General features: G+C 44.0%; 5 protein-coding genes. 2 read left to right on the forward strand and 3 right to left on the reverse strand.

The genetic code is table 11. From position 1 onward, the window contains the following. The first annotated feature begins 434 nt into the window (after positions 1–434). The gene (gene hutU / locus DN068_RS02565; protein ID WP_110997319.1) at positions 435–2,096 is read left to right on the forward strand and encodes a urocanate hydratase; all 1,662 of its coding nucleotides are present in this window, start codon (positions 435–437) and stop codon (positions 2,094–2,096) included. Positions 2,097–2,131: 35 nt separating this feature from the next. After that, complete coding sequence (ispF, locus tag DN068_RS02570; protein ID WP_110997320.1) at positions 2,132–2,608, forward strand: 2-C-methyl-D-erythritol 2,4-cyclodiphosphate synthase; 477 nt, start codon at positions 2,132–2,134, stop codon at positions 2,606–2,608. A gap of 244 nt (positions 2,609–2,852) precedes the next feature. Here ispF and DN068_RS02575 read toward each other — a convergent pair whose 3' ends face one another. The 3 genes from DN068_RS02575 to DN068_RS02585 all read right to left on the reverse strand — a co-directional run bounded on the left by DN068_RS02575 (position 2,853) and on the right by DN068_RS02585 (position 6,235). Then, positions 2,853–3,968, reverse strand: a complete 1,116-nt coding sequence (locus DN068_RS02575; protein WP_110997321.1) for an ABC transporter permease — start codon at positions 3,966–3,968, stop codon at positions 2,853–2,855. A 290-nt stretch (positions 3,969–4,258) separates the two neighbouring features. Then, positions 4,259–5,365: an ABC transporter permease gene (locus DN068_RS02580; protein WP_110997322.1), complete on the reverse strand. Its 1,107-nt coding sequence runs from the start codon at positions 5,363–5,365 to the stop codon at positions 4,259–4,261. Between the two features lie 126 nt (positions 5,366–5,491). Further along, positions 5,492–6,235: an ABC transporter ATP-binding protein gene (locus DN068_RS02585; RefSeq protein ID WP_110997323.1), complete on the reverse strand. Its 744-nt coding sequence runs from the start codon at positions 6,233–6,235 to the stop codon at positions 5,492–5,494. Between the last annotated feature and the right edge of the window lie 215 nt (positions 6,236–6,450).

The following is a 6,450-nucleotide window of genomic DNA, read 5'->3' on the forward strand; positions in this document are numbered from 1 at the left end:
TATGGGAAACACTTGCGCGGGATAATACTCACGATGGATAATACTCGCTCGAGTCATCCCGATGACGAGGTACGAGGAAGTGGGGATCTGATTTCGCTCAGGGAAAGGTTTAATAGTAGTACTGACGATGAACGGAGCGACGCAACTATGTTTGAACGGAGATGAAATGCTGGTGGCAAAATGTTTTGACTTAAACGCGAAATCAGGTTGCCACGTCGTCCTGCCTCCTCCTCGCAATGACTGTGTTTTATATAGACTGTGTTAATAAACTCGCATTGAGTAATGCCCCCTGCAATCGCATGGGCAACTGTCAATTAATCATTGGGATTCATATGGTTGATTTTGGCTAAAATCCGAATTATCGGTCGTTCCTGCCATTTGTCAACTGTTCTTGTTAATTTCACGCCGCAAACGTTAATAAAATACCTTTTTATATGTCAGTAGCAACAGGAAAGCGCGTGATTAAAGCGCCTACAGGTACCGAACTTCATTGTAAAAACTGGGTAACAGAAGCAGCTTACCGTATGATTCAGAATAATCTGGATCCGGAAGTGGCGGAGCGTCCTGAAGATCTCGTCGTTTATGGCGGTATCGGTAAAGCAGCGCGCAACTGGCCGAGTTTCGATAAAATTCTGGAATGTCTGCGTAATCTGAACGAAGATGAAACGCTGATGGTGCAGTCTGGTAAACCTGTTGGTGTGTTGCGTTCGCACAAAAATGCGCCGCGTGTACTGATCGCAAACTCAAACCTGGTGCCACGCTGGGCTACATGGGAACATTTCCGTGATCTGGAAGCAAAGGGTCTGATGATGTATGGTCAGATGACTGCAGGTAGCTGGATTTACATTGGCTCACAGGGTATCGTGCAAGGTACTTATGAAACATACTTATCACTGGCAAGCCAACATTATAACGGTAGCCTGAAAGGCACGCTCAACGTTACTGCTGGTCTTGGCGGTATGGGTGGCGCTCAGCCGCTGGCCATCACGATGAACGAAGGTGTTTGTCTGGCTGCGGATGTGGAAGAATGGCGTATTCAAAAACGTCTGGATACACGCTACATCGATAAAATGAGTCATAACATTGACGAAGCAATCGACATGGCGCTGGATGCAAAAGCAAATGGCGAAGCGATTTCTATCGGTGTTGTTTGTAATGTGGTAGATCTGCTGCAACGTATGATCGATCGCAACATCACTCCTGATACATTGACTGACCAGACTTCTGCACACGATGAACTGGTGGGTTATTTCCCTGAAAATATGAGCGTGGAAGAAGCAAATGCTTTGCGCGAAGCGAATCCGGAAGAATACATCAAACGTTCTCTGGATACAATGGCGCGTCACGTACGTCAGATGCTGGAACTGCAGAAACGCGGTGCTATCACTTTCGATTATGGTAATAACCTTCGTGGTCAGGCGAAAGATAAACGTGGTGTAGAAAATGCGTTCGATTTCCCTGGTTTTGTACCGGCTTATATCCGTCCGTTGTTCTGTGAAGGTAAAGGTCCTTTCCGCTGGGTAGCGCTGAGCGGCGATCCTGAAGATATTTATACAACAGACAAAGCACTGGCTGAGTTGTTCCCTGAAAACAAAGGACTACAACGCTGGCTGACTTTGGCTAAAGATAAAATTGCGTTCCAGGGTCTTCCTGCACGTATTTGCTGGCTGGGTATGGGCGAGCGCGAGAAAGCAGGTTTGCTGTTTAACGAACTCGTTCGCACTGGTAAAGTAAAAGCGCCAATCGTAATTGGTCGTGATCACCTGGATTGTGGTTCGGTAGCTTCACCAAACCGTGAAACAGAAGCAATGAAAGATGGTAGCGATGCGGTTGCGGACTGGCCGATTCTGAATGCGCTGATCAACACTGCTGGCGGTGCGAGCTGGGTTTCTTTCCACCATGGTGGTGGTGTTGGTATGGGTTATTCACTGCATGCCGGTATGGTAATTGTTGCGGATGGTTCTGCTGATGCTGACGAACGTCTGCGTCGTGTGCTGTACAACGATCCTGCAATGGGTGTACTGCGTCACATGGACGCTGGCTACGATGAAGCATACGAAACAGGTGAAGAGTTCGGATTGAATATCTGGAAATAATTTTAGCGGTAACGCAAAAAATAAACAACAACAGAATGTACAGAATAGGCCAGGGTATAGATTTTCATCAGTTGGCGGAAGGGCGTGAACTATGGCTGGGAGGTGTGTTGATTCCGCATACAAAAGGTGCGGTAGGGCATTCGGATGCGGATGTGTTGCTGCACGCTATTTGTGATGCAATGCTTGGTGCGTTAGCGTTGGGCGACATTGGTAAACACTTTCCGGATACGGATATGAGCTTTAAAGGCATCGACAGTAAAATTCTGCTGAAACGTAGTTATGATCTGATCCGTGGAAAAGGATACAAGCTCGTGAATGTAGATAGCACGTTGTTGCTGCAAGCGCCAAAAATTAAACCGTTTGTGCCGCAAATGCAGGAAGCAATTGCCGGCATTTTGGAACTCACTATTGACGATGTTTCCATTAAAGCCACAACGACGGAGACGCTGAGTTTTATTGGCAGAGAAGAAGGTGTCGTGGCGACTGCGAATGTGTTGCTGGTTAAAATGTGATTAATGTGGTGGAATGTGTTTAATGTGCTGCGCAGCATTTTACTAATAGGAAATGATTAATGCGATGACGAGATAATGAGTAATGTGATAAATGTGATGGAATGTGATTAATGTGCTGCGCATTATTTACTAAAAAAAATAGAAAATGGCTTAAGGAGCAATCTTTAAGCCATTTTTCATTTCACTAGCTTGATAAAATTTGAGGAAACACATTTTCCATATTGAACACATTTAGACACATTGACTAAGATCGTTTCCGGTAATTAATGACTGCCCAGCTGTTCAATACTAATGCAAATGCACAGATAGTGAGTAGTTGTGTTTTTATTTCTTTGAACCCGCTTCCTTTGAGTACTACCATACGCATCACATCAATCAGATAAGCTACCGGATTGAATTTGGCCACCGTCTGCGCCCAACCTGGCATGCTATCTATTGGCGTGAACAGACCGCTCATGAGATTGAAGATGAGAATAAAAAAGAATGCTACGGACATCGCTTGTTGTTGGTTGTTGCAATAGGTGGAGATTAGCAAACCAAAGCCCAGTAAGGCGATGAGATACACGGCTACGAATAAGTATAACGCTGGAATACTGCCCATCGGAAAAATTCCGTACGCTAATCTTGCGATAACGAATAAGCCGATTGTAAAAATGAACATGCCCAGAATCCAGAATGGGATAAGCTTTCCGATGATGAAATGATATTTTCGGATTGGCGAAACATTGATCTGCTCAATCGTTCCGATCTCCTTTTCAATTACAATATTCAGGGCACTCATTAATCCACCGACGAGCGTTACCAACAATGCAAGAATTCCCGGCACCATGTAATGCGTGTATTCCATATGCACATTGTACCAATTGGATGAAGCGATGTCAATGCCTGGTGTGATCATGTTTGGTTGGGTCCATTTCATGCGTATTTCGCCGTTGAAATCTGCGATGATCCTGCCGAGGTAAGCGCCACCCAGTCCGGCTTTGATGCCATTGATCGCATCGACAGCAACAAAAACTTTTTGCGTATTTTCCCGAATCAGATCACGTTCAAAACCTTGTGGTATTTCCAGGATCAGATCAGAAGCGTCTCCTTCAATCTGTTTCAGCGCTTCTTTGTAGGAATTGAAATTACCCGCCAGACGAAAATATCCTGATGCGGTGATTTTAGAAGTCAATTTGTGCGAATAATCAGAATGATCATGATCAACAACAGTCAGGTTAATGTTCTTCACCTCGTAATCTGCCGCCAGCGGCAATATGAGCAACTGCATGATTGGCGCCACAAATAATATTGGCAACAAAGCCTTGTTCCGGAATATTTGCCGGAATTCTTTTTGCAGTAACAAGATTATCGTTCTCATTAATTAAAGTTGACAGTTGACAATGGACAATTGACAGTTAATGTTTCGTTGTCTCACGAGTTGTTTTTTACACTTCGCGAAATCAGTTTGCCACGTCGACCCCACAGCTTCGCTGCTTGGTCTCTCCTCGCAATGACCCGCGGCTTGGTACAAATGAGATGTATAAGCACTCAATGCGGTCATCGCGAGGACGAGGCAGGAGGACGTGGCGATCTGATTTCGTGTTTTAATTTTCATTGCATTTGTTTTATTGCAGGTCGTATCAACTTGTCAACTTTCAACATATAAACTTACTCGAGCCTTTTTTTAAATGATTTCAAACTGACGCCCAGCAAAACCACCGTCATCCCTATGAGCACTAGTGTTTCCTTCCAAATTGACTGAAAGCCCAAACCCTTTATCATGACCGATCTTGCGATGATGTAATACCATTTTGCGGGAATGATATTCGATATCCATTGAAAAACTTTTGGAAGGTTTTCAATCGGGAACATAAAACCGCTGAATAGAATTGTTGGCAGCATCATGCCCACCAGCGAAATCATCATCGCCGTTTGTTGCGAAGAAGTTTTGGTAGAGATTAATAAACCCACAGAAAGCGAGGTCATGATAAACAGCATGCTTTCACCGAGCAGCAGTAGTAAGTTTCCTTTGATTGGAAGGTCTAATAAAAACACACTCAGCAGAAGAATCGTAATCACATTTACAAAAGATAAAATGAGGTAAGGAATTGCTTTCGCAATGATTACCATAATCGGCTTGAACGGTGATACCAATAAGACTTCCATGGTCCCTAATTCTTTTTCACGCACAATTGCTACAGAGGTCATCATAACACAAACCAACATTAATACGAGTGCCATTACACCCGGAACGAAGTTGGGAGCGCTTTTCAACTGCGGATTGTAAAGCATCGTCGTTTCCGCATTGATCTGATAAGGTACCTGACCATTTTGTGCCTGCTGTGTCTGGTAATCGTAAATGATGGACGTCAGATAATTGGTAACTGTTGTTGCTGTATTTGGGTCAGAGGCATCGGCGATGATCTGTATCTGCGCTTTGTTGAGATGCGTTAATTCCGAGTAAAAATTAACAGGGAAAACCACTGCTGCTTTGATCTTTCCTTCTTTGAATGCCTGTTCTATTTTATGCGCATCGTCAAATGTTTTCTGTAGTTGAAAGTATTGACTAGCTGCAATCTTCTGTGTGATTTCCTGCGATGCAATATCCTTCGCGTTATCCACCACTACAATCTTTACATTCTTGATTTCATTGCTCAATGCAAATCCAAACAAAATGATCTGCGCCACCGGTAATCCAAACAGCATCAGCAACGTTTTCCGATCGCGGAATACGTGCGCAAATTCTTTTCGTATGAACGCTAATAATTGCCGCATTATAGTTGACAATTGACAGTTGACAATTGACAGTTGTGTTTTGGTCGATTCATTTGTTGTTCGATATTTTTTGTGATAATTACATGAGTACTCGCGCAGAGACGCCCCTTCAGGGGATGGGGGTGTTTACTCCGCTCTCGTAGCCCCTCGTGCCAGTTCATAAAACACTTCGTCCATTGATGCCGCTTTGAATTGTTGTTTGAGATTTTCAGGAGTGTCCAGTGCTTTAATCACGCCATCAACCATAATCGAGATACGATCACAATATTCCGCTTCATCCATATAGTGCGTGGTTACAAAAACAGTAACGCCATTGTGTGCTGCTTCGTAAATCATGTCCCAGAATTGTCTACGCGTTACCGGGTCGACGCCACCGGTGGGTTCATCCAGAAATACAATCGTTGGGTCATGAATGATTGCCACAGAAAAAGCGAGCTTTTGTTTCCACCCTAAAGGCAATGAACCAACCAGTTTTTTTGCTTCTTTCTCAAAGCCAAGTTTACGTACCACATCGTCGCCTTTCTCTTTGATCTGTTTGTTCGATAAACCATAAATGCCACCCCAGAATTTAATGTTTTCGAGCACCGTCAAGTTTTCATACAAGGAAAACTTCTGACTCATATAACCAATGTTCTTTTTGATCTGCTCCGTTTGTTTGTACACATCAAACCCCGCAACAGTTGCGCTTCCGGAAGATGGGATGGACAAACCGCAGAGCATACGCATCGCTGTGGTCTTACCCGCTCCGTTCGCTCCAAGAAAACCAAATATTTCGCCCTTGTTTACTTCAAACGTAATCTCGTTGGCCGCAATGAAATCGCCAAATCGTTTGGTAAGCTTGTCTGTACTAATAACCGTGTTCGAATTCAAAAGTCAAAATTCAAAAGTCAAAAAATGTGGACTTCTTGCCCGCGTTTGTCATGTCGACGATAGGAGACATCCTGCATAATGTGATGCCAACACACTATGGTTCGACTACGCTCACCATGACATCTGTACCTTGTTTGCTCACCAAGACATCTATACCTTGTTTGCTCGCCATGACATCTATATCTCGTTTGCTCACCAAGACATCTGTACTTTGT

Source organism: Taibaiella soli (genome assembly GCF_003236175.1).
Lineage (GTDB): Bacteria > Bacteroidota > Bacteroidia > Chitinophagales > Chitinophagaceae > QKTW01.